This is a genomic window from Solilutibacter silvestris (assembly GCF_050574925.1).
GTDB lineage: Bacteria > Pseudomonadota > Gammaproteobacteria > Xanthomonadales > Xanthomonadaceae > Solilutibacter > Solilutibacter silvestris_A.
In genome coordinates this window covers 101,544-119,615 of record NZ_JBCMOO010000003.1, presented here as the reverse complement: position 1 = coordinate 119,615, position 18,072 = coordinate 101,544, and the positions used below count along the sequence as shown (strand labels likewise).

Genomic DNA, 18,072 nt, shown 5'->3' with positions numbered 1-18,072 from the left:
GATCCTCCGGAAGGTGCCCGGAGGATAGCGCGGAGGGGATATCGGCCACCCATGACTACCAGCACATTCGCTATATCGAAATCAACACTAGTATTCACTCCAACATAGAGGGGCAAAGGCAATGGACGACAGCCTGCGCAAATTCCATAAAGAACTGAGTGCCGGGACGGTGGCGCTGGCCTTGCTCGCGGTGGTCGAATCGGCGACCGAACCGATGCACGGCTACCTGATCGCCAAACAGCTCGAACGCGAGGGCGGCGGCGTGCTGGCCGGCAAGCAGAGTGCGCTGTACCCGGTCCTGCGCAACCTCGAAGGCGCCGGGCTGCTGTCCAGCTCCATCGAACCTTCCAGCAGTGGCCCGCCGCGTCGCTGCTACCAGATCACCGCAGCGGGCCGCACCGCATTGCGCGCATGGGCGGAAGCCTGGCGCGAAACCCGCGATTCCGTCGATTCCGTCCTCAAAGGGACCAGGGCATGAACATGACAGCACTGCCGACCAGCATTCCCGACTATCTCGAACACCTGCGCCGTTCGCTGGCAGGCGCCGATCCCGCGATGATCCAGGACGCGTTGTACGACGCCGAGGAATACCTGCGATCCGAGATGGCCGAAAATCCCGGCAAGTCCGAGGCCGAGGTGATCGCCGCGGTGGCATCGAGCTACGGTGCCCCGGATGAAGTCGCCGACATCTATCGCGACACCGAAGTGAAGGTGCAGGAAGCCTTGCGTCCGCCGCGTCCGCAAGTACGCGCCGACATCCACAAGACATCGTGGCTGCGCAGCGTGTTCGGTGTCTTCAGCGATCCCTACACCTATGGCGCGCTGTTCTACATGTTGCTGTCGCTGGCCACCGGCATCTTCTATTTCACCTGGACGGTGACCGGCGTCAGCCTGTCGTTCGGCCTGATGGCGTTGATCATCGGCGTGCCGTTGCTGCTGCTGTTCATCGGCGCGACCCGCATCCTGTCGCTGGTGGAAGGACGCATCGTCGAAACGATGCTGGGCGAACGCATGCCGCGCCGCACCGTCTATCACGATCGCGATCTCCCGATCCTGGATCGCATCAAGGACATGCTGGTCGATCCGCGCACCTGGTCGACCTTCCTCTATTTCCTGTTGATGCTGCCGATCGGCATCGTCTACTTCACCATCGCCGTCACCGGCATGACCACCGCGTTGGCGCTGATCGCATCGCCGCTGGCCGACTGGTTCGGCGACTTCAACGGCTACCACGTGTGGATCGGCGATGTCATGTTGTCGGATTCCGGGTCCGCCTTCTGGTTGTGGCCGATCGTGGTGCTGGCCGGCGTGGTGTTGCTGGTGCTGACCCTGCACCTGGTGCGTGCGATCGGACGCGTCCATGGCCGCATCGCCAAGCACCTGCTGGTCAAGCTCGATTGAAGGCGGGGCGCTGCGATCCGCAGCGCCGTCCACGCGGCGTTAATGATCCATCCGGATAGTCTGTGCCTCCCTCGATGCTTGGAGAATCCGGATGAATCTTTCGATCAAGGCAGGCGTGGTCGCTGCCATCGTGGTCAGCATGCTGGCCGGTTGCGCCAGTTACACCGGACAGACCAACGATCCCAATGATCCCAACCGCACCGGTCGCGGCGCGCTGATCGGTGCCGGCATCGGTGCTGCGGTCGGCTTGTTGGCCGGCACCAGCGCCAAGAATCGTCGCGAGAAGGCCATGCTCGGCGCCGGTATCGGTGCGCTGGCGGGCGGCGGTATCGGCGCCTACCAGGATCGCCAGGAAGCCGAATTGCGCCGGCAGACCGCGGGCACCGGCGTGCAGGTGCAGCGCGATGGCGACGTCATCAAGCTCAATCTGCCGGACGGCGTGACCTTCGATTTCAACAAGACCGATGTCAAGCCGCAGTTCTATCCGGCGCTGAACAACATCGCGCACACCATCGCGCAGTACAACCAGACCATCGTCGAAATCAACGGCCACACCGACAACGTCGGCACCGTCGCGGTGAACCAGCGCATTTCCGAACAGCGCGCGCAATCGGTCGCGGGCTATCTGTCGGCGCAGGGCGTGCAGGGCGTGCGCATGGAAACGCACGGCTACAACTTCCAGTATCCGATCGCCGACAACACCACCGATGCCGGACGCGCGGCCAATCGCCGTGTCGAGATCCGCCTGGTGCCGCTGACCGGCAATGGGACCTGATCCCGACCGAACCCTCGCCCCACTGGTCGTACTCCGGAAAACCCCCTGTCCATCAGGGGGTTTTCCATGACCGGCAAGCGAAAACCGCTTGACTCCGGACTGGACTCCAGGGGCGAGAATCCATTCAATTGACCCATCCCGTTCAACAGGAGTCCGCCCATGTCTTCCCGCATCCATCTCCGCCACTGGATTGCCGCGCTCGCGCTTTCCGCAAGCGCCACCGCGTTCGCGCATCCCAAGCTCGTTTCCACCACGCCGGCCAATCACGCCACGGTGGCCGCACCCGCCAGCATCAGCGTTACCTTTTCGGAAAAACTGCTGCCGGTGTCCGGCGCCGAACTGGTCATGACCAAGATGCCCGGCATGACGATGCCGCCGATGAAGATCGCGGCCAAGGCCGCAGTGTCGGCGGATGGAAAGTCGCTGGTGCTCACTCCGGCCAAGTCGTTGTCGACGGGGACGTATCGCGTCGATTGGCACGTGGTATCCACCGACACGCACGCGGTCAAGGATTCCTTCGAATTCACCGTGAAGTAAGCCGCATCCGATGCTCGATGGCTGGCTGGTCTCGGCGCGCCTGGCCCAGTACCTGGGCCTGATGGCGGGCTTCGGCCTGGCGTTGTTCGCGTGGCATGCGCTGTTGCGCGAGCACGCCGATGCAGCGATCACGCGACGCCTGTTGCGGTTGGCCGGCATCGCTTCGATGCTCGTCGTGCTCGCTTCCGTCTTCGGCTTGTGGGCGATGGCGCATGCGATGGGCGGCGGCGATGCGAGCGACACCTGGGCCACCGCGCGGATCCTGTTGACGCAAACGGCGGCAGGAATGGCGTGGATCGTCCGTGTCGTCTTGCTGGCACTGGTGGCGTGCCTCGCGGCATCGTCGCGATTGCGGGTCGGCATGCGCGTCGTCGGAATGACCGTGCTCGGCGCCGGCGCGCTGTCGACGCTGGCCTGGGCCGGTCACGGCGCGATGAGCGAAGGCGAGGGCGCATGGCTGCACCTGGTTGCCGACATCGCCCATCTGCTTGTTGCAGGCGCATGGTTCGGTGCGCTGGTGGCGCTGGTTCTCGTTGCAAGGCAAGCCTCGGGGGAGGCCGATGCGGCTTCCGTTCGCCTGCTTGCAGATGTTTCCCGCGGATTCGCGCGCCTGGGCAGCATCATTGTCGTCGTGCTGTTCGCCAGCGGCGTCGCCAATTACATTTTCGTTGTCGGTCCCGATGTGTCGGGAGTATTCGCGAGCGCGTATGGCCGCCTGTTGCTGGCCAAGCTGGGCGCGTTCGCCGGCATGCTAGCGCTGGCCGCCGCGAACCGGTTCCGCTTCGCACCGGCATTGGCGCGTGCCCTGCAGGAAGGCGATGCCGCATCGGCGGTTTCCATGCTGCGACGCAGCCTGCAAACAGAAACCGCCCTGGCCGTCGTCGTTCTCGTCCTCGTCGCCTTGCTGGGCACCTTGAACCCGGCCGGATGACTGCGGAAATCCGGCGTTGGTCCGTGGCGGCTATCCATGCCCCGATTCCGCACCGCAACGTTCGCGTTCGACCTGCAACGTGCTCTCATGCACATCGAAGCGATTTTCCAGCAATGCAGTCAATGATTTCCGCACCTGCTCGGGATCGGCTTCGTCATCCACCACCACATGGGCAGTCAGCACGGGTTCTTTTGACCCCAACGCCCATGCATGCAAATCATGGACTTCGACGATCCCCGGATGGCCAACGATGGCCGCGCGTATCGCATCGACATCGAGTCCCTCCGGGATGCCTTGCATCAACACATGGCCGGCTGCCCGCAGCAATGTCCATGTCCGTGGCAACACCCACAGGCCGATCAGCACCGCGATGATCGGGTCGACATAAGTCCAGCCGGTATAGCGGATGACGATCGCGGCGAGGATCACGCCGACCGAACCCAGCATGTCGCTCCAGACTTCCAGATAGGCGCCTTTCACGTTGAGGCTGCTGCCGCTGCCTGCCTGCAACAGTCGCATCGAGACCAGGTTCACCACCAGGCCGATCACCGCGATCACCAGCATCCCGGTCGATGCCACTTCAGGCGGTTGGCGGAAACGACCCACGGCCTCCCACAGGATGTAGATCGCGACGATGAACAGCAGGCCGCCATTGACCAGCGCGCCGATCGCTTCCATGCGCGCATAGCCGTAGGTGCGCTTGGCATCGGGTGGCCTGCGGCTCAAGCGCACCGCGATCAGCGAGATCGCCAGCGCGATGACGTCGGTCATCATGTGCGCGGCGTCGGAGAGCAGGGCGAGGCTGTTGGTGATCAGGCCGCCAATGACCTCGACTACCAGAAAGGCAGCGGTCAGGCCGAACGCCCACCACAACGGGCGTTCGTGCCGGATTTCGCCGCCACCATGATCGTGGGTATTCCCCATCTCGTTATCCTCCTTCAGGCCGTGCCATCGATCGGCAACGCTTGCTCGACCGCGCTGATGTAGAGCCATCCACCATCGCGATGCCCGGTGCGACCGGTTTGGCGGATCAGCTCGGTGGCGCGTGCGACTTCGTCATCCTCGCAGAACACTTCGATCTGCACTTCGCTGATCACCTTGTCGCCAAGTTCGACCGAATATTCCTGTTCGCGCGCGCTCAGCACGCGGAGCAGGGCTTTCACGTCGAACAGGCTGACGCGGCGGAACCCCGCCGCGTCCAGGACATGCACCAGATCGGCGACACGGTTGCGATGCACGAATGCCTTGAGTTGCTTCATGGCGATGCCTCCTTGGAAGCGTTGCGTTCGGCCCGGAGTTCGAGCCATTCGTAAAGCACCGGCAGCAGGATCAGCGTCAGCAATGTCGAGCTGATCAATCCGCCGACCACGACGGTCGCAAGCGGTCGCTGCGTTTCCGCGCCAACGCCGGTCGAGAGCAGCATCGGCACCAGTCCCAGGATCGCCACGCTCGCCGTCATCAGCACCGGGCGCAGGCGCAGTGCGGTGCCTTGCACCACGGCCTCGCGCACCGACAATCCCTTGTCGCGCAGTTCGTTGAGGAAGCTCACCAGCACGATGCCGTTGAGCATTGCCACGCCGAACACCGCGATGAAGCCGATCGCCGAGGGTACCGACAGGTACTGCCCGGTGACGAACAGCGCGAGCAGGCCGCCGATGGTGGCGAAAGGCACGTTGGCGATGATCAGGGCGGCGTACTTCACCGAGTTGAACGCGGTGTAGAGCAGCACGAAGATGAAGAAGATCGTCACCGGCACGATCACCGCCAGTTTGGCCAGGGCGCGTTGCTGGTTCTCGAAGGCGCCGCCCCATTCGATCCAGTAGCCGGGCGGCAGCTTGACCTGCTGGCTGATGGTGGCGTTGGCGTCCTTCACGAAGCCGTCGACGTCACGGCCACGCACGTCCATCTGGATCACCGCGTAACGCTGCAACTGCTCGCGACGCACGAAGGAGTAGCCTTCGCCGACACTGACGGTGGCCGCTTCCGACAACGGCACGACCGCGCCAGTCGTCGTGCGTAGCGGAATGCGCCGCAAGGCTTCGACGGAATCGCGAGTGGAGTCATCAAGGCGTACCGCGATATCGAAACGCTTGACGCCATCGAGCAACACGCTCACCGGTTCCCCGCCCAGTCCGTTGCGGACGATGGTCAACACATCCTCGGCATTCATGCCGTATCGGGCCAGGGCATCGCGATTCACCGCGATGCGGATCTGAGGCTTGCCGATGTTGGCTTCCAGCGACAGGTCGGCCACGCCGGGGACACGCCCCAAGGCCGTCTTGATCTGACCGCTGAGCTTGTCGAGTTGTTGCAGGTCCTGGCCGTAGAGTTTCAAGGCCAGGGTGGCCCGGACCCCCGAGATCAACTCTTCGACGCGCATCTGGATCGGCTGGGTGTAACCGGGCACGACGTTCGGCACGACCTTTTCCAGCGTTTCCTGCATCGCGCGCTCAAGCCCCTTGATGTCGCGGCCGGTGGTCCATTCCTTCTCAGGCTTCAGCGCCGTGTAGATCTCCATGTAGTTGACGTCGGCGGTCTCGCCTTTTTCCGCACGGCCGATCATCGCCAGCGTGGTGTCGACTTCCGGAAACTTCTTGAAAGCCTCGGCGATCACGTTGCTGGTGCGGATCGATTCGTCCAGCGAGGTCGAGGGAATCCCGGTGACGCGCCACATGATCGAGCCTTCCTGCAGCTGCGGCATGAATTCCTTGCCGAGGAAGGGGAAGATGGCGAGGCTGGCGACCAATGCCGTCACGGCGCCGATCACCACTGCCTTCTTCTTCGCCAGCGCCTTGTCGAGCAATGGCCGATAGACGCGCTTGATGCGGGCCACCAGCCAGGTGTCGCGCTCTTCCTTCGGCTTGAGGATGAGCGCGGCCAGCACCGGGATCAGGGTCAGGCTGAGGATCAGCGAGCCGGCCATCGCGAAGGCGATGTTGAAGGCCATCGGCTTGAACATCTTGCCTTCCAGTCCCTCGAGCGAGAACAGCGGCAGGAAGACCACGATGATGATGGTGATGGCGAAGGCGATCGGGTTGGCGACTTCCTTCGCGGCCGCCAGCACGGCCGACGTGCGATCGACCTTTTCGCCGCGCTCGTGACGCTCGGCCATGATGCGGAAGGCGTTTTCCACCATCACCACAGCGCCATCGACCATCATGCCGATGCCGATCGCCAGGCCCGCCAGCGACATCAAGTTGGCCGAGAGTCCCGCCTGGCCCATGCCGATGAAGGCGATCAGCATCGCCAGGGGCAGGGTGACGATGACGACGACCGCGGAGCGCACTTCGCCCAGGAACAGGAACAGGATCACCGCGACCAGCAGCGAGCCTTCCACCAGTGCGCGCACGGCGGTGCCAACCGCCTTGTTGACGAGATCCGTGCGTTCGTAGATCGGCCGCAGCACCATGGTCTTCGGCAATGCGGCGCGCACGACGTCGAGCTTGCCCTTGACCGCTTCAACCACGTCCTTGGCGTTTTCGCCGATGCGGGCGAGCGCTTGGCCCATCACGACTTCCTGGCCATCGCGGGTGACGGCGCCGAAACGCGGCGCCGCTGCCTCGACGACGGTCGCGACATCACGCAGGTAGACCGGCGAGCCCGCGTCGCTCTTCAACACGATGGCGCCGATATCACCGGTGGTCTTGAGCAATCCGAGGCCGCGCACCAGGAATTGCTCGCGACCGACATCCATCACGTTGCCGCCGACCTGTCCGTTGTTGGCGGGAATCGCATTGATCACGTCGGCGAAGCCGAGCCCGCGCGCATAGAGCCGTTCGGGATCGATCCGTACCTGGAACTGGCGTTCGCCACCGCCCCAGGAACTGACATCGTCGACACCCGGCGCGGTGCGCAGGATCAGCCGCACCGTCCATTCCTGCCAGGTGCGCAGGTCCATGTCGCTGACCTGTTGCTTGCCCACGCCGGGCGCGCGCTCGACCGTGTACCAGTACACCTGTCCGAGCCCCGAGGTGTTCGGGCCCATCGCGGGTTTTCCGTAACCCTGCGGCAGGCGATCGCCGATCTCCTGCAGACGCTCGCCAACGAGTTGCCGCGCGAAGTAGATGTCCATGTCGTCGGCGAAATACACCGAGACATAGGACAGGCCGAACAGGCTGACCGATCGGATTTCCTTCACCTTGGGCAGGCCTGCGAGCGCGGATTCCACGGGCGTGGTCAGCAGCTGTTCGACATCCTCGGCAGCGAGTCCCGGCGACTCGGTATAGATGTTGACCTGCACCGGGGTGACGTCGGGGAAGGCATCGATCGGCACGTTGCGTATCGCGCGCACGCCGAGGAAGGCGACCACGGCGAAGACGATCAGGACCAGGAACTTGTAACGGAGGGAGACCTCGACGAGACGATTCAGCATGATCTCGTCCTCCGCGGATGATTGACGGGAAGAGTTTTCATTCGGCTTCCCCCAGCTGCGACTTCAGCATCTGCGCCTTCAGCTTGAAGGCGCCATCGACGACGACGGTGTCGCCGGCCTTCAGCCCTTCGCGGATTACCGTGCGCTCGCCCAGCGTTTCCCCGGTGCGCACGGGAACGGGTTCGATCGCACCCTTGGCATCGCGACGAAACACCACGGTTTCGCCCTGCAGTTGCACGATCGCCGCGACGGGCACCGACAATGCGTTCGCGGAACGATGGGTCGTTGCATCTTCGCCATCGGCTTTCAGGATGACTTCGACGAAATCCCCCGCGTGCAGGATGTCCTCGCGGTTCGGGACCTCGACGCGCACGCTGGCGTTGCGAGTGGCGTCCGAAGTGCGATGGGCGCTGCGCAACACCTTGCCGGCCAGCTGCTTGCCGTTGAACACGATGGTTGCATCGTGACCAGGTTCGATCCGCGGCGCCGTGCCCGGGGCGAGGCGCGCATCCACCCACACTGCCGATTCGTTGACCAGGCGATAAAGCGCCTTGCCGGGTTCGATGCGTTCCCCGATCACGAAATCGTCCTGGGTAATGCGGCCGGCGTGCGGCGCGAACAGGGTGAACTGGCCATCGACGGTTCCGCTGGCGCTGCCGGGCAATCCATAGGCCTGCGCTTTCGCACGGGCGCGGTCGAGGGCGACGCGCGCTTCGGTGATGCGACGTCCCGCCACGGCCTCCGGGCCCAACGCCGCGACCCGGCGATATTCCTGTTCGGCGACGCGCAGGTCGGCTTGCGCATCGGAGACTTGCACGCTCGCCAATGTCACCAGGGGCGCGCCGGCACGCACTTCATCGCCAAGCTTGGCGTGGCGACGGACCACCAGCGATTCGACGCGCGGCGTGATCAGCGTGGTGCCATAGGCGCTGTCGAGCACTTCGCCCGGAACGCGAATCGACCCGCTGACTTGCGATGCCTGCACGGCTTCGACCCGGATGCCGGCAGCTCTCAACGCCGCATCGTCCATGCGCAGTCCTTCAGCGGGCGTTGCCGCCGTTTCCGTTGCGGCGGGCGGCGCGGGCGGCGTCGAACGACCACACGCCGACAAGCCAAGCGCGATCAACGCTCCGGGAATGGCATTCAAGGGAAATGATTTCATCGAAACAGGCCTCATGGCGTGGCCACCAGTCCGGCCCAGCGTTCGAGCTGGCCGGTGGCGGCAAGGGAGTCGGTCCAGCTGCGCCACACCCGCGCTTCGAGCGCGGCGCCGGCGAGCTGGGTGTCCAGGGTCTGGCGCAGTTGCAGCAGGAAATCGGAGGGCGAGATGTCGCCTCCGCGCAGCAGTTTTTCCAGCAACGCGCCGCGGCGATCGCCATCGGTGCCGCGGCTGGAGGACCATTGCGTCCATGCGCTGCGCGCGGCGGCATAACCGGCGATTGCGCTGCGCTGGTCGGCCTCGAGTTGCAGGCGAAGCCGCGCGACTTCCGCGTCGGCGACCGCGGCATCCGCTTCCGCGGCGCTCACCTCCGCGCGATACGAATTGCGCACGTGCAGCGGAAAGCTGACCGAAATGCCGGCGACGCGATCGCGGCGGCGGCCGTCGTACTGGATCGTGCCGGCGCGGATGCCGACGGTCGGATCGGCGATGCGGTTCTTCTTCGCGACCGCGATCTCGCGTTGCACGGCAAGTGCTTCCGCTTGCGCTGCCTGCAGGTCGGGAAGTCGCGCGATGTCCGTCGTCGCCGGCACGCGGTCCGGCAATTGCGTGGTCGGCAATGCGGCAAGCATCGTCGAGTCCGGATCGCCGCCGACCGCGCGGAAACGCGCCTGCGCATCCGCCTGTTCGGAGACCAGCGTCGATTGCTCGGCCAAGGCCTCATCCAGCGCCAGTTGCGCCAGATCGCGTTCCAGCCCGGAAATGTCCTGCGCGGCGAACTGCTTTTTCGCGATATCGGCGAAACGGCGCACGGCATCCAGGCGGCGCTCGCCGATCCGCAGGCGTTCGCGACTGCTCAGCACGTCGGCGAGCGATGCGAGCCAGCGACGCGCAAAATCGCGCCGCACGATCCGCGCCTGCATTTCCGACAAGTTCAATCGCGCGGATGCCGCGTCCCGTCGCGCGCCACGCTTGCCGCCGAGATCGAGCGTCAGCTTGATGCCGCCGGTCAGCGTGCGGTCCGGGCCGTTGTCGTCAGCCGCGAACTCCGCTTCGGGGTTGTAGATGGGGCGACCCGCAGCGGTCAATCGTGCGCGTGCGGCGACGATCCTGGCATCGATCGCGGTCGAGTCCGGATGCCGGCGCCACGCTTCGGCGAGTGCGGATTGCAGGGAGGCAGGTGCGCGCGAATCGATGTTCGCGGCAACAGGTTGGAATGGGGTTGCCTGCACGGCCATCGGGCCATACAGGACGGTGACCCCGACGGCGCAAGCCGCGAGTCTTTGCAACATGGAATTTCACTCCAATCGAATCGGTCAGTGACGGACAACGGGAGCGCGCAGGCGCTCCGGGTGCGTCAGGCCGCGATCGGAGGTCGGAACGGCGTCGGCCAGCGGCTGCTGGCGAGGATGGTTTGCAGATGCCATGCCGGTCGTGTCACCGGGGGCGGATTGAAGGCGTGCAAATGGAATTCGGCCGGCGTGGCGGCCGCCTGTCCGCAGCAATGGGCGAAATGCAGGAGCGCGTGCAGCGGGGCGGCGCCGTCGCCTTCCTGGCCGGGTTGCACGATGTCCGCCGATGCGACCGTCATTGGCACATCGCCAATTTCGACGTGCTGTCCCGCAGGTGCGTGGGCGATTTCGTGCAACTCACCCAGCGACGAAGCGACCGGGCGCAACGCCATCGACAACGCCAGGACCGCCAACGCGATCAGGCGCAATGCAGCGGTCCAGCGGCGGCGGAATCGGAGCTTCACCTGGCGAGGATAGCCGGGCCGCCGGAGCGGACACTATTTCATTTGGCCTGGCGACGCGCTGCCGGCTTGCGCGCGGTCTTCTTCGCCGGCGCCACGTCGTTCGCGGCGATGAAATCGCGCACCTGCGGATAGACCTGGGTCCGCCAGCGCTTGCCGCTGAAGATGCCGTAATGGCCGGCGCCTTCCACCGTCAGGTGCGTCTGCCTGGCCTGCGGAACGCCACTGCACAGCTTGTGCGCCGCGCGGGTCTGGCCTTCGCCGGAAATGTCGTCGAGTTCGCCTTCGATCGTCATGATCGCGGTATCGCGGATCTTCGACGGATCGACGCGCTCGCCGCGCACGTCCCACAATCCGCGCGGCAGCAGGTGTTCCTGGAAGACGACGCGGATGCAGTCGAGGTAATACTCGGCGGGCATGTCGAGCACGGCGTTGTACTCGTCGTAGAAACGACGATGCGCGGCAGTGGTGTCCTGATCGCCCTTGACCAGGTCGCGATAGAAATCCCAGTGCGACATGGCGTGGCGTTCGGGATTCATCGCGATGAAGCCGAGGTATTGCAGGAAACCGGGATAGACGCGGCGACCGGCGCCGGCCAGGTTGCCGGGCACGACCTGGATGACGTTCTGTTCGAACCATTCCAGCGAATTGCGCGTTGCCAGGCTGTTGACCGCGGTCGGCGACTGCCGGGTATCGATCGGGCCGCCCATCATCACCATCGAACGCGGCGTCGCTTCGCCGCGCGCCGCCATCAGCGACACCGCGGCCAATGCCGGAACGGTCGGCTGGCACACGCTGATGACGTGCAGGTGTTCGGTGCCGATGAAGCGGATGAATTCCTGCAGGTAGGCGACGTAATCGTCGAGGGTGAAGGCGCCGGCATCTTTCGGCACCACCCGCGCGTCGGTCCAGTCGGTCAGGTAGACCTTGTGGTCGTGCAGCAGGCTCTTGACGGTATCGCGCAACAGCGTGGAGTGATGGCCGGAGAGCGGCGCCACCACCAGCACGGTCGGCGAATCGTGCAAATGCTCGACGACATTGGCGTCATCGGAGAAACGCTTGAAGCGGAGCAGGCGGCAGAACGGCTTTTCAAGTGCGACCTTTTCCAGCACCGCGCATTCCGCGCCCTTGACCTCGATGCTGTGGATGCCGAATTGCGGCTTCTCGTAATCCTTGCCGAGGCGGTGGAACAGCTCGGCGCCCGCGGCCAGTTCCTGCGAACCGGGAACCTGCGACAACCAGCTGCCCGGCGCCGAATACATCTGGGAGACCGCTTCGGCCCAATAGGACCAGGGTTCAAGCAGGGCGCGATTGATTTCGTGGAGCTGGTAGAGCATGGAACCTCCGTTGCCGCACCGCAGCATACGCCATCGGACGCTTGGAGGCATGCCTGCCCATTCAGGATCGGTGTTCAGCCTGCAATTGGACGTTCCAGCGCGGTCAGGCCGGAGGCATCGAGGCGCGGGGACAACCAGCAGTGGCCACCAAGCGGGGTGAATCCGAGGCCGGTGAGCCGTTTGCGATAGAACGCCGCCGGGCGGGCGATGTAGCCGTCATGGTCGCCTTCGATCTCGTCCTCGCGGCAGAAGGCTTCGAGGAAGGCGACGCCGCCGCAGAGATCGGCGAGGCCGGGCAGGCCGGCATCGAGTTCGCGCGTCGGGACGTAGTGCATCACGTCGCTGCACACGAGCAGGTCGGCGGGACCGGAAGGGCGCAACGTCGCGAAATCGGCGAAGGTCGCGTAATGGACGTTGCGGCTGCGGCCATAGCGTCGCACCGCGTATTCGCTGCTGTCGAAACCGAGATAGCTCGCCTTCGGACGCAACGCGAGCAACGGGGCGCGCCACGCGCCTTCGCCACAACCGATGTCGAGCACGGTGCGGACCGGGCGCTCGAGGATCGACTCCGCCATTGCCACCGCCAGCGCGACCTTGCGTTTCAGGCGCTGCGCGCCGCCGATGCTGCCGTCGCGATACCAGCGATCGAAATAGTTGCGGTCGTATTGCTTCACGGGAGCAGGCTTGCTCATGCACCGGGCTCGCTGATGTATCCGGGAACGGACGTCTTCTTCGTGTCATGCTAACGGTTCGTCGCCGAGGAGAACACGATGAGCCCCGCGTTCTATCTGTGGATCAAGACTTTCCACATCGTTTTCGTGATCGCGTGGATGGCCTGCGTGTTCTACCTGCCGCGCATCCTCGTCAACATCGCCGAAGCCGGCGACGACGCGGCCGTGCGCGCGCGGCTGATGCTGATGGGACGCCGTCTCTACAAGTTCGGCCACAACATGTTCGGCATGGCCTTCATTTTCGGATTAACGTTGTGGCAGGGCTGGCGGGTGCTGCCGTCGCGCCTGCCGAACGTGGTCGCTGGCATGCACTGGATCGACGCCAAGCTGACGCTGGTCGCGTTGATGCTGGTCTACTTCATCGTTTGCGGGCGCTTGCTGAAGGGCGTCGAGAAGGGCCGCGCGTTGCCGTCGGCGAAGACGCTGCGGATCTTCAACGAATTGCCGGTGCTGGTGCTGGTCGCGATCGTCTGGCTGGTGCTGGCGCGACCGTTCTGACGATCAGGAATCCGCGGGTTCGTTCTTCTGCACGCGGCGATGGACGTCGTGCAGGGCGAACCCCTTGCGGCGATCCGGCAGGTCGAAGAACTCCGGATGCTGCAACGTGCGTGAGGTGTCGGCGAGTCCGGCGTCCCAGTGCTCGCGCATCATCCGTGTGCCGAACGCGTAATCCTTAAACTGTTCCTCGCAGGGATTCGCCTGGTAGATCAGGTGGACGATGTTGAACACGCGATCGTCCAGCCACGGCGCCAAGACGTCCTTCAATTCGTCCGGAACCTTGCCTTCGGGAAGATGCCCGATCAGCTTGGTCAGCGCGGTGCGCAATTCCTGCGTGCGCGCCACCATGTCGGTGCCGTGGCGGGTGCGGCTGGAATACTGGATGTCCTTGGCGCGTTCCAGCACGTCCATCAAGGTCTTCGGACGCTCGCCGCGTGCGCTCCACAGGTCGACCTGGATGGCGAGGGTGTCCTCGCGCGGCCATTCGTCGAGTACGTGTTCCAGCGGCGTGTTCGAAACCAGTCCGCCGTCCCAGTAATCGCGGCCATCGATGCGCACGGCCGGGAATGCCGGCGGCAGCGCGCCGGAAGCCATGACGTGCTGTGGGCCGATGCGCTCGTGGAGGCTGTCGAAGTAGCGGAAGTTGCCGGATTCGACGTCGGTCGCGCCGACTGTCAGGCGCATGCCGTCCTTGGCGTTGATGCGATCGAAATCGACGCGGCGTTCCAGCGATGCTCGCAATGCCGAGGTGTCGTAGAAGCTGGTTGCCTGCGGACTGCCATCCGAAAGCGCGAATGGTGGAATGATGCGCGGGGTGAAAAACCCTTGCTGGCCCTGCCACAGCGCCGCGTATGCGCTGGCCGAGGCCGCCCACGCTTCCAGTCCCGGCGTCGTCGGGATTCCTTCGAGCATCGCGCGCACCCACAGCGCCGGCAACGAGGCATTGCCGGCGGGCTGGCAGATGTCGTCCCAGAATCCTTGCAGCGCGTCGAGGCGATGCTCGGGCGGATTGCCGGCGATCAGTGCGGCATTGATCGCGCCGATCGAGATGCCGGCGATCCAGTTGGGTTCGATGCCGGCTTCGTGCAGCGCCTGGTAGACGCCGCATTGGTAGGCGCCAAGCGCGCCGCCGCCTTGCAGCACCAGGGCGACGGTGGGATAGCGCGCGACGCGTTCCGGGAGGGTGTTGCCGTGTGGCATGGGTGTCGCTCGCTTCAGTCCTGCGCCAGATAGTCGTGGACGACGGTGCCGAGATCGAGGGTCAGGTCGGCGACGAAATGCAGCGCCGATTCGACCTTCAGCACGGGCAGGTCGGCGACCGGCGCCAGGGCATGCGGATGCAGCTCCAGCGATGCCGGACCGGTCCATGCGCCCTTCAGCGTCACGTTCGTCGTGAAGTAGCGCACCAGTTCCAGGATCCGCGGCGTGCCATCCACGTGCGGAATGATCTTGAGCAGGAAGTTGGGCGCGGCGAGCGCCTTCAGCACCGTGGCTTCGTCCACCGGACGATGCTTGTAGCCCATCGTGCCGGTCGCCACCCGCACCGGACCGTAGTCGAGCGTGCCGACTAGGGTGTCGCTGTGCGTCTTCAGTTTCGGGCTGGCCAATTCCTTGGGGAATCCCCACAGTTCGCGCCCACCGGCGATCGGCGGGTGATCGTCCAGGTACATGGCGTGGACGTAACCGCCTTGCTGGCCCTGGAAGCTCACCGGGATCACCTGTCCGGACTCGGTGTAATCGCCGAATCCGGTCGAGTCCGGCATGCGGATGAATTCGTACTTCACCAGCGGCTCGCCGATTTCCAGCGGCTCCGGCACCACTGCACGCAAGGCATCGGGATCGGTGCGATAGGTGATGATCATGAATTCGCGATTGACGAACCGATACGGCCCGCGCGGATACGCGGGACTGGTGAGCGGCATCGCGAAGGCGGTCTTGCGGACGTCGTCGATGTTCATGGCGAGCCCTTACAGCATCGTCCACCCGTGCGAGACCACGATCGATTGCCCGGTCAACGCATTGGTTTCGAATGCCGCAAGGAACAGCGCGAGGTTGGCGACATCGTCGACGGTGGTGAATTCGCCGTCCACCGTGTCCTTCAGCATCACCTTCTTGATGACATCCTCTTCGCTGATGCCGAGTTCCTTGGCCTGTTCGGGAATCTGCTTCTCCACCAGCGGCGTGCGCACGAAACCCGGGCAGATCACGTTGGCGCGGATGCCGAATTCGGCGCCTTCCTTCGCCACCGTGCGCGCCAGGCCGAGCAAGCCGTGCTTGGCGGTGACGTAGGCCGACTTCAGCTTCGACGCCTCGTGCGAGTGCACCGAACCCATGTAGATGATCGCGCCCGGCGCCTTGCGCTTCTCCATGTCACGCATGCATTCGCGCGTCGTCAGGAAGGCGCCGTCGCAATGGATGGCGAGCATCTTCTTCCAGTCGTCGAGCTTGAAATCGGTGATCTTGTTGATGATCTGGATGCCGGCGTTGGAGACCAGCACGTCGACCTGGCCGAACTGCGCGACCACCTTGGCGATGCCGTCGATCACCTGCTGTTCGTTGGTGACGTCCATCGCGACCGCCATGGCCTGGCCGCCGGCATCGCGCAATTCCTTGGCGGTGGCTTCCGCGGCGTCCAGGTTGAGGTCGGCGATGGCGACGCGGCCGCCGGCTTGCGCGTAAACCTCGGCGATGCGCTTGCCGATGCCGCTGGCGGCGCCGGTCACGACGCAAACTTTGCCGTCAAGAGTCGTTTTCATGTGTGCTCCGGATTGTGCGATGCAGCGAAGGGTGCAGGGTCGGACGCTAGCACAGCGTGAATCGAAACTTTCAGCAACCTGTCAGCGCTTGTCGGCAGGTGCCGCGAACACGGCGGGATCCGGCAGTTCAACCGGGATGCCCTGGGTGTCGCAGTCCTTGCGGGTGCACAGCGCGGTGCGCAGGCGCGGGGTGGCCTGCAGCATGACGTGGAACAGGGAGTTCTCTTCCAACGCACCACGGAAGGCGGTCGCGCCCGGGCCACGCGCCCACACGCCGACGTCTTCGCCGCCGTGGGTTTCCGCCGACATCGGGATCAAGGCTTCCTGCATGTAGTCGGGATCTTCGGTATTGACGTCGGTCAGGTTGGGACGGCCGTTCTCGATGTTCTGGAAGCTGCTGCCGAGATGGGGATAGTGCTTCGGGCCTTCGGGCTGCTGGTCGGTGGCGCCGACGTTGCCTGGGCCGTTGGCATAGCCAAGGGTGGTGTAGGGCAGGCCGGAAGCGTCGCGGGCGTATTCCTTGGGATCGCCGCCTTCGCCGCTGCCGCCCTTGACCTTGCCGAGGATCGGATTGCCGCGGGTCGGATATCCGGCGAAGGTCATCGTGTGCGCGTGGTCGGCGGTGACGACGATCAGCGTGTCGTCGGCCGATGTCATCTCGGAGGCCGCGCGCACCGCGTCGGAGAAGGCGATGGTGTCGGTGAGCGCGCGATAGGCATTGCCGGCGTGGTGGGCATGATCGATGCGACCGCCTTCGACCAGCAGCACGAAACCGTTGCGGTTCTTCTGCAGGCGCTGGATCGCCGCGCGTGTCATTTCGGCCAGCGACGGTTCGCCGGCGGCGTCCCTCGGTCGGTCATGCTCGTATTGCATGTGATCGGGCTCGAACAACGCGAGCAGTGCGCCGTTCGGCGATGCGTCCGCGAGTTGCTTCGCGTTCCACACATAGCTGCCGCCGGGGTGGCGCGATTTCCATTCCGCGATCAGGTCGCGATCGTCGAGGCGCTGGCCGACCTTGTCGTCGTATTCGGGATCACGCTGCGAAGCAGGCATGAAGTATTCGCGGCCACCGCCCATCAGTACGTCGGGACCGGTGCCGTAGCGCGATTCCACCATCTGCCGTGCGATATCGATGCAGCCGGCCTGTTTCGCCGATTCCGGCATCTCGGTGTCGCCTTCCCAGTTGCGATCGGCCGAATGCGAGAAGGTCGCTGCGGGCGTGGCGTGGGTGACGCGGGTGGTGGTGACGACGCCGGTCGCCATGCCGTTCGCGGCCGCCAGTTCCCACAGGGTCAGCGTTGGCGACTTCAGCGCGCCGGCGCAGTCGCCGCGCTTGGCATCCTGGCCGATGCTCAACACGCCGATGCGGGTCTTCACGCCGGTGGCGATCGCCGACATCGTGCCGGCCGAATCCGGTGTCTGCGAATCGGTGTTGTAGGTGCGGCTGAAGGCGGTGCCGGGGAAGTCCTCGAACGACAAATGGTTCTCCTCGCCCGACTGGCCCTTGCGTTGGCCTTCGAGGATGCGGGCGGCCGCGACCGTGGTGATGCTCATGCCGTCGCCGAGGAAGACGATCACGTTCTTGGCCTTGCCCTGCATGGCGCCGCGGCTGGCCGCTTCGGCGGCGCCGTTGCGGAACCACCACGCCGGCGTTTCGCCATCGGGGTGCTGGATCCGCGGCACCTCGACCTTGGCGGCGGTGACGGTTTTGGTGGGGGTGGCGGCGCAGGCGAGGCCGCTGGTCAGGGTCAAGAGAAGGGCGGGGATGGCGTGGCGCATGGCGGTCGCTGGCGGTTCGCAGACGGAATTGGACCGATGATTA

General features: G+C 64.9%; 18 protein-coding genes. 6 read left to right on the top strand and 12 right to left on the bottom strand.

Annotated elements, in window-relative coordinates; translation table 11 throughout:
* The first annotated feature begins 121 nt into the window (after positions 1 to 121).
* From ABE093_RS07335 to copD, 5 genes are all read left to right on the top strand, one after another.
* Positions 122 to 478: a PadR family transcriptional regulator gene (locus ABE093_RS07335; protein ID WP_430760232.1), complete on the top strand. Its 357-nt coding sequence runs from the start codon at positions 122 to 124 to the stop codon at positions 476 to 478.
* On the top strand, positions 475 to 1,401 hold the full coding sequence (locus ABE093_RS07330) for a sensor domain-containing protein (protein ID WP_430760231.1): 927 nt from the start codon (positions 475 to 477) through the stop codon (positions 1,399 to 1,401). The genes ABE093_RS07335 and ABE093_RS07330 overlap by 4 nt, the downstream gene beginning before the upstream one ends.
* Before the next feature lie 139 nt (positions 1,402 to 1,540).
* Complete coding sequence (locus ABE093_RS07325; RefSeq protein ID WP_430760623.1) at positions 1,541 to 2,176, top strand: OmpA family protein; 636 nt, start codon at positions 1,541 to 1,543, stop codon at positions 2,174 to 2,176.
* A 159-nt stretch (positions 2,177 to 2,335) separates the two neighbouring features.
* A complete protein-coding gene (gene copC / locus ABE093_RS07320; protein ID WP_430760230.1) occupies positions 2,336 to 2,713 on the top strand; it encodes a copper homeostasis periplasmic binding protein CopC in 378 nt (125 codons plus the stop codon).
* A gap of 10 nt (positions 2,714 to 2,723) precedes the next feature.
* A complete protein-coding gene (copD, locus tag ABE093_RS07315; protein WP_430760229.1) occupies positions 2,724 to 3,644 on the top strand; it encodes a copper homeostasis membrane protein CopD in 921 nt (306 codons plus the stop codon).
* A gap of 30 nt (positions 3,645 to 3,674) precedes the next feature.
* Here the strand turns inward: copD and ABE093_RS07310 are convergent, their stop codons facing one another.
* From ABE093_RS07310 to ABE093_RS07275, 8 genes are all read right to left on the bottom strand, one after another.
* Positions 3,675 to 4,568: a cation diffusion facilitator family transporter gene (locus tag ABE093_RS07310; RefSeq protein ID WP_430760228.1), complete on the bottom strand. Its 894-nt coding sequence runs from the start codon at positions 4,566 to 4,568 to the stop codon at positions 3,675 to 3,677.
* Between the two features lie 14 nt (positions 4,569 to 4,582).
* A complete protein-coding gene (locus ABE093_RS07305) occupies positions 4,583 to 4,903 on the bottom strand; it encodes a P-II family nitrogen regulator (protein WP_430760227.1) in 321 nt (106 codons plus the stop codon).
* A complete protein-coding gene (locus tag ABE093_RS07300) occupies positions 4,900 to 8,016 on the bottom strand; it encodes an efflux RND transporter permease subunit (RefSeq protein WP_430760226.1) in 3,117 nt (1,038 codons plus the stop codon). Before ABE093_RS07300 ends, ABE093_RS07305 begins: the two co-directional genes overlap by 4 nt.
* A 37-nt stretch (positions 8,017 to 8,053) precedes the next feature.
* Entirely contained in the window at positions 8,054 to 9,178 is a 1,125-nt protein-coding gene (locus ABE093_RS07295; protein ID WP_430760225.1) for an efflux RND transporter periplasmic adaptor subunit, read from the bottom strand.
* An 11-nt stretch (positions 9,179 to 9,189) separates the two neighbouring features.
* Entirely contained in the window at positions 9,190 to 10,467 is a 1,278-nt protein-coding gene (locus ABE093_RS07290) for a TolC family protein (protein WP_430760224.1), read from the bottom strand.
* A gap of 65 nt (positions 10,468 to 10,532) precedes the next feature.
* A complete protein-coding gene (locus ABE093_RS07285) occupies positions 10,533 to 10,931 on the bottom strand; it encodes a hypothetical protein (RefSeq protein ID WP_430760223.1) in 399 nt (132 codons plus the stop codon).
* 38 nt (positions 10,932 to 10,969) lie between these two features.
* Positions 10,970 to 12,265 carry a polyhydroxyalkanoate depolymerase gene (locus ABE093_RS07280; RefSeq protein WP_430760222.1) on the bottom strand — a complete coding sequence of 432 codons (1,296 nt, stop codon included), beginning with the start codon at positions 12,263 to 12,265 and terminating at the stop codon, positions 10,970 to 10,972.
* Between the two features lie 74 nt (positions 12,266 to 12,339).
* A complete protein-coding gene (locus ABE093_RS07275; RefSeq protein ID WP_430760221.1) occupies positions 12,340 to 12,957 on the bottom strand; it encodes a class I SAM-dependent DNA methyltransferase in 618 nt (205 codons plus the stop codon).
* A 78-nt stretch (positions 12,958 to 13,035) separates the two neighbouring features.
* Here ABE093_RS07275 and ABE093_RS07270 point away from each other — a divergent pair, with 78 nt between their 5' ends.
* Entirely contained in the window at positions 13,036 to 13,494 is a 459-nt protein-coding gene (locus ABE093_RS07270; RefSeq protein WP_430760220.1) for a CopD family protein, read from the top strand.
* A gap of 3 nt (positions 13,495 to 13,497) precedes the next feature.
* Here ABE093_RS07270 and ABE093_RS07265 read toward each other — a convergent pair whose 3' ends face one another.
* From ABE093_RS07265 to ABE093_RS07250, 4 genes are all read right to left on the bottom strand, one after another.
* Positions 13,498 to 14,694 carry a patatin-like phospholipase family protein gene (locus tag ABE093_RS07265; protein WP_430760219.1) on the bottom strand — a complete coding sequence of 399 codons (1,197 nt, stop codon included), beginning with the start codon at positions 14,692 to 14,694 and terminating at the stop codon, positions 13,498 to 13,500.
* A 14-nt stretch (positions 14,695 to 14,708) separates the two neighbouring features.
* Positions 14,709 to 15,452, bottom strand: coding sequence for an acetoacetate decarboxylase (locus tag ABE093_RS07260; protein ID WP_430760218.1), 744 nt, complete (start codon positions 15,450 to 15,452; stop codon positions 14,709 to 14,711).
* 9 nt (positions 15,453 to 15,461) lie between these two features.
* Positions 15,462 to 16,250: a 3-hydroxybutyrate dehydrogenase gene (locus ABE093_RS07255; RefSeq protein WP_430760217.1), complete on the bottom strand. Its 789-nt coding sequence runs from the start codon at positions 16,248 to 16,250 to the stop codon at positions 15,462 to 15,464.
* Between the two features lie 81 nt (positions 16,251 to 16,331).
* The gene (locus tag ABE093_RS07250; protein ID WP_430760216.1) at positions 16,332 to 18,029 is read right to left on the bottom strand and encodes an alkaline phosphatase; all 1,698 of its coding nucleotides are present in this window, start codon (positions 18,027 to 18,029) and stop codon (positions 16,332 to 16,334) included.
* Positions 18,030 to 18,072: the final 43 nt, after the last annotated feature.

Bases quoted from the DNA above. Each gene is read 5' to 3' on its own strand.
- ABE093_RS07335 (WP_430760232.1), top strand. From the start codon at position 122: ATGGACGACAGCCTGCGCAAATTCCATAAAGAACTGAGTGCCGGGACG.
- ABE093_RS07330 (WP_430760231.1), top strand. From the start codon at position 475: ATGAACATGACAGCACTGCCGACCAGCATTCCCGACTATCTCGAACAC.
- ABE093_RS07325 (WP_430760623.1), top strand. From the start codon at position 1,541: ATGCTGGCCGGTTGCGCCAGTTACACCGGACAGACCAACGATCCCAAT.
- copC (WP_430760230.1), top strand. From the start codon at position 2,336: ATGTCTTCCCGCATCCATCTCCGCCACTGGATTGCCGCGCTCGCGCTT.
- copD (WP_430760229.1), top strand. From the start codon at position 2,724: ATGCTCGATGGCTGGCTGGTCTCGGCGCGCCTGGCCCAGTACCTGGGC.
- ABE093_RS07310 (WP_430760228.1), bottom strand. From the start codon at position 4,568: ATGGGGAATACCCACGATCATGGTGGCGGCGAAATCCGGCACGAACGC.
- ABE093_RS07305 (WP_430760227.1), bottom strand. From the start codon at position 4,903: ATGAAGCAACTCAAGGCATTCGTGCATCGCAACCGTGTCGCCGATCTG.
- ABE093_RS07300 (WP_430760226.1), bottom strand. From the start codon at position 8,016: ATGCTGAATCGTCTCGTCGAGGTCTCCCTCCGTTACAAGTTCCTGGTC.
- ABE093_RS07295 (WP_430760225.1), bottom strand. From the start codon at position 9,178: ATGAAATCATTTCCCTTGAATGCCATTCCCGGAGCGTTGATCGCGCTT.
- ABE093_RS07290 (WP_430760224.1), bottom strand. From the start codon at position 10,467: ATGTTGCAAAGACTCGCGGCTTGCGCCGTCGGGGTCACCGTCCTGTAT.
- ABE093_RS07280 (WP_430760222.1), bottom strand. From the start codon at position 12,265: ATGCTCTACCAGCTCCACGAAATCAATCGCGCCCTGCTTGAACCCTGG.
- ABE093_RS07275 (WP_430760221.1), bottom strand. From the start codon at position 12,957: ATGAGCAAGCCTGCTCCCGTGAAGCAATACGACCGCAACTATTTCGAT.
- ABE093_RS07270 (WP_430760220.1), top strand. From the start codon at position 13,036: ATGAGCCCCGCGTTCTATCTGTGGATCAAGACTTTCCACATCGTTTTC.
- ABE093_RS07265 (WP_430760219.1), bottom strand. From the start codon at position 14,694: ATGCCACACGGCAACACCCTCCCGGAACGCGTCGCGCGCTATCCCACC.
- ABE093_RS07260 (WP_430760218.1), bottom strand. From the start codon at position 15,452: ATGAACATCGACGACGTCCGCAAGACCGCCTTCGCGATGCCGCTCACC.
- ABE093_RS07255 (WP_430760217.1), bottom strand. From the start codon at position 16,250: ATGAAAACGACTCTTGACGGCAAAGTTTGCGTCGTGACCGGCGCCGCC.
- ABE093_RS07250 (WP_430760216.1), bottom strand. From the start codon at position 18,029: ATGCGCCACGCCATCCCCGCCCTTCTCTTGACCCTGACCAGCGGCCTC.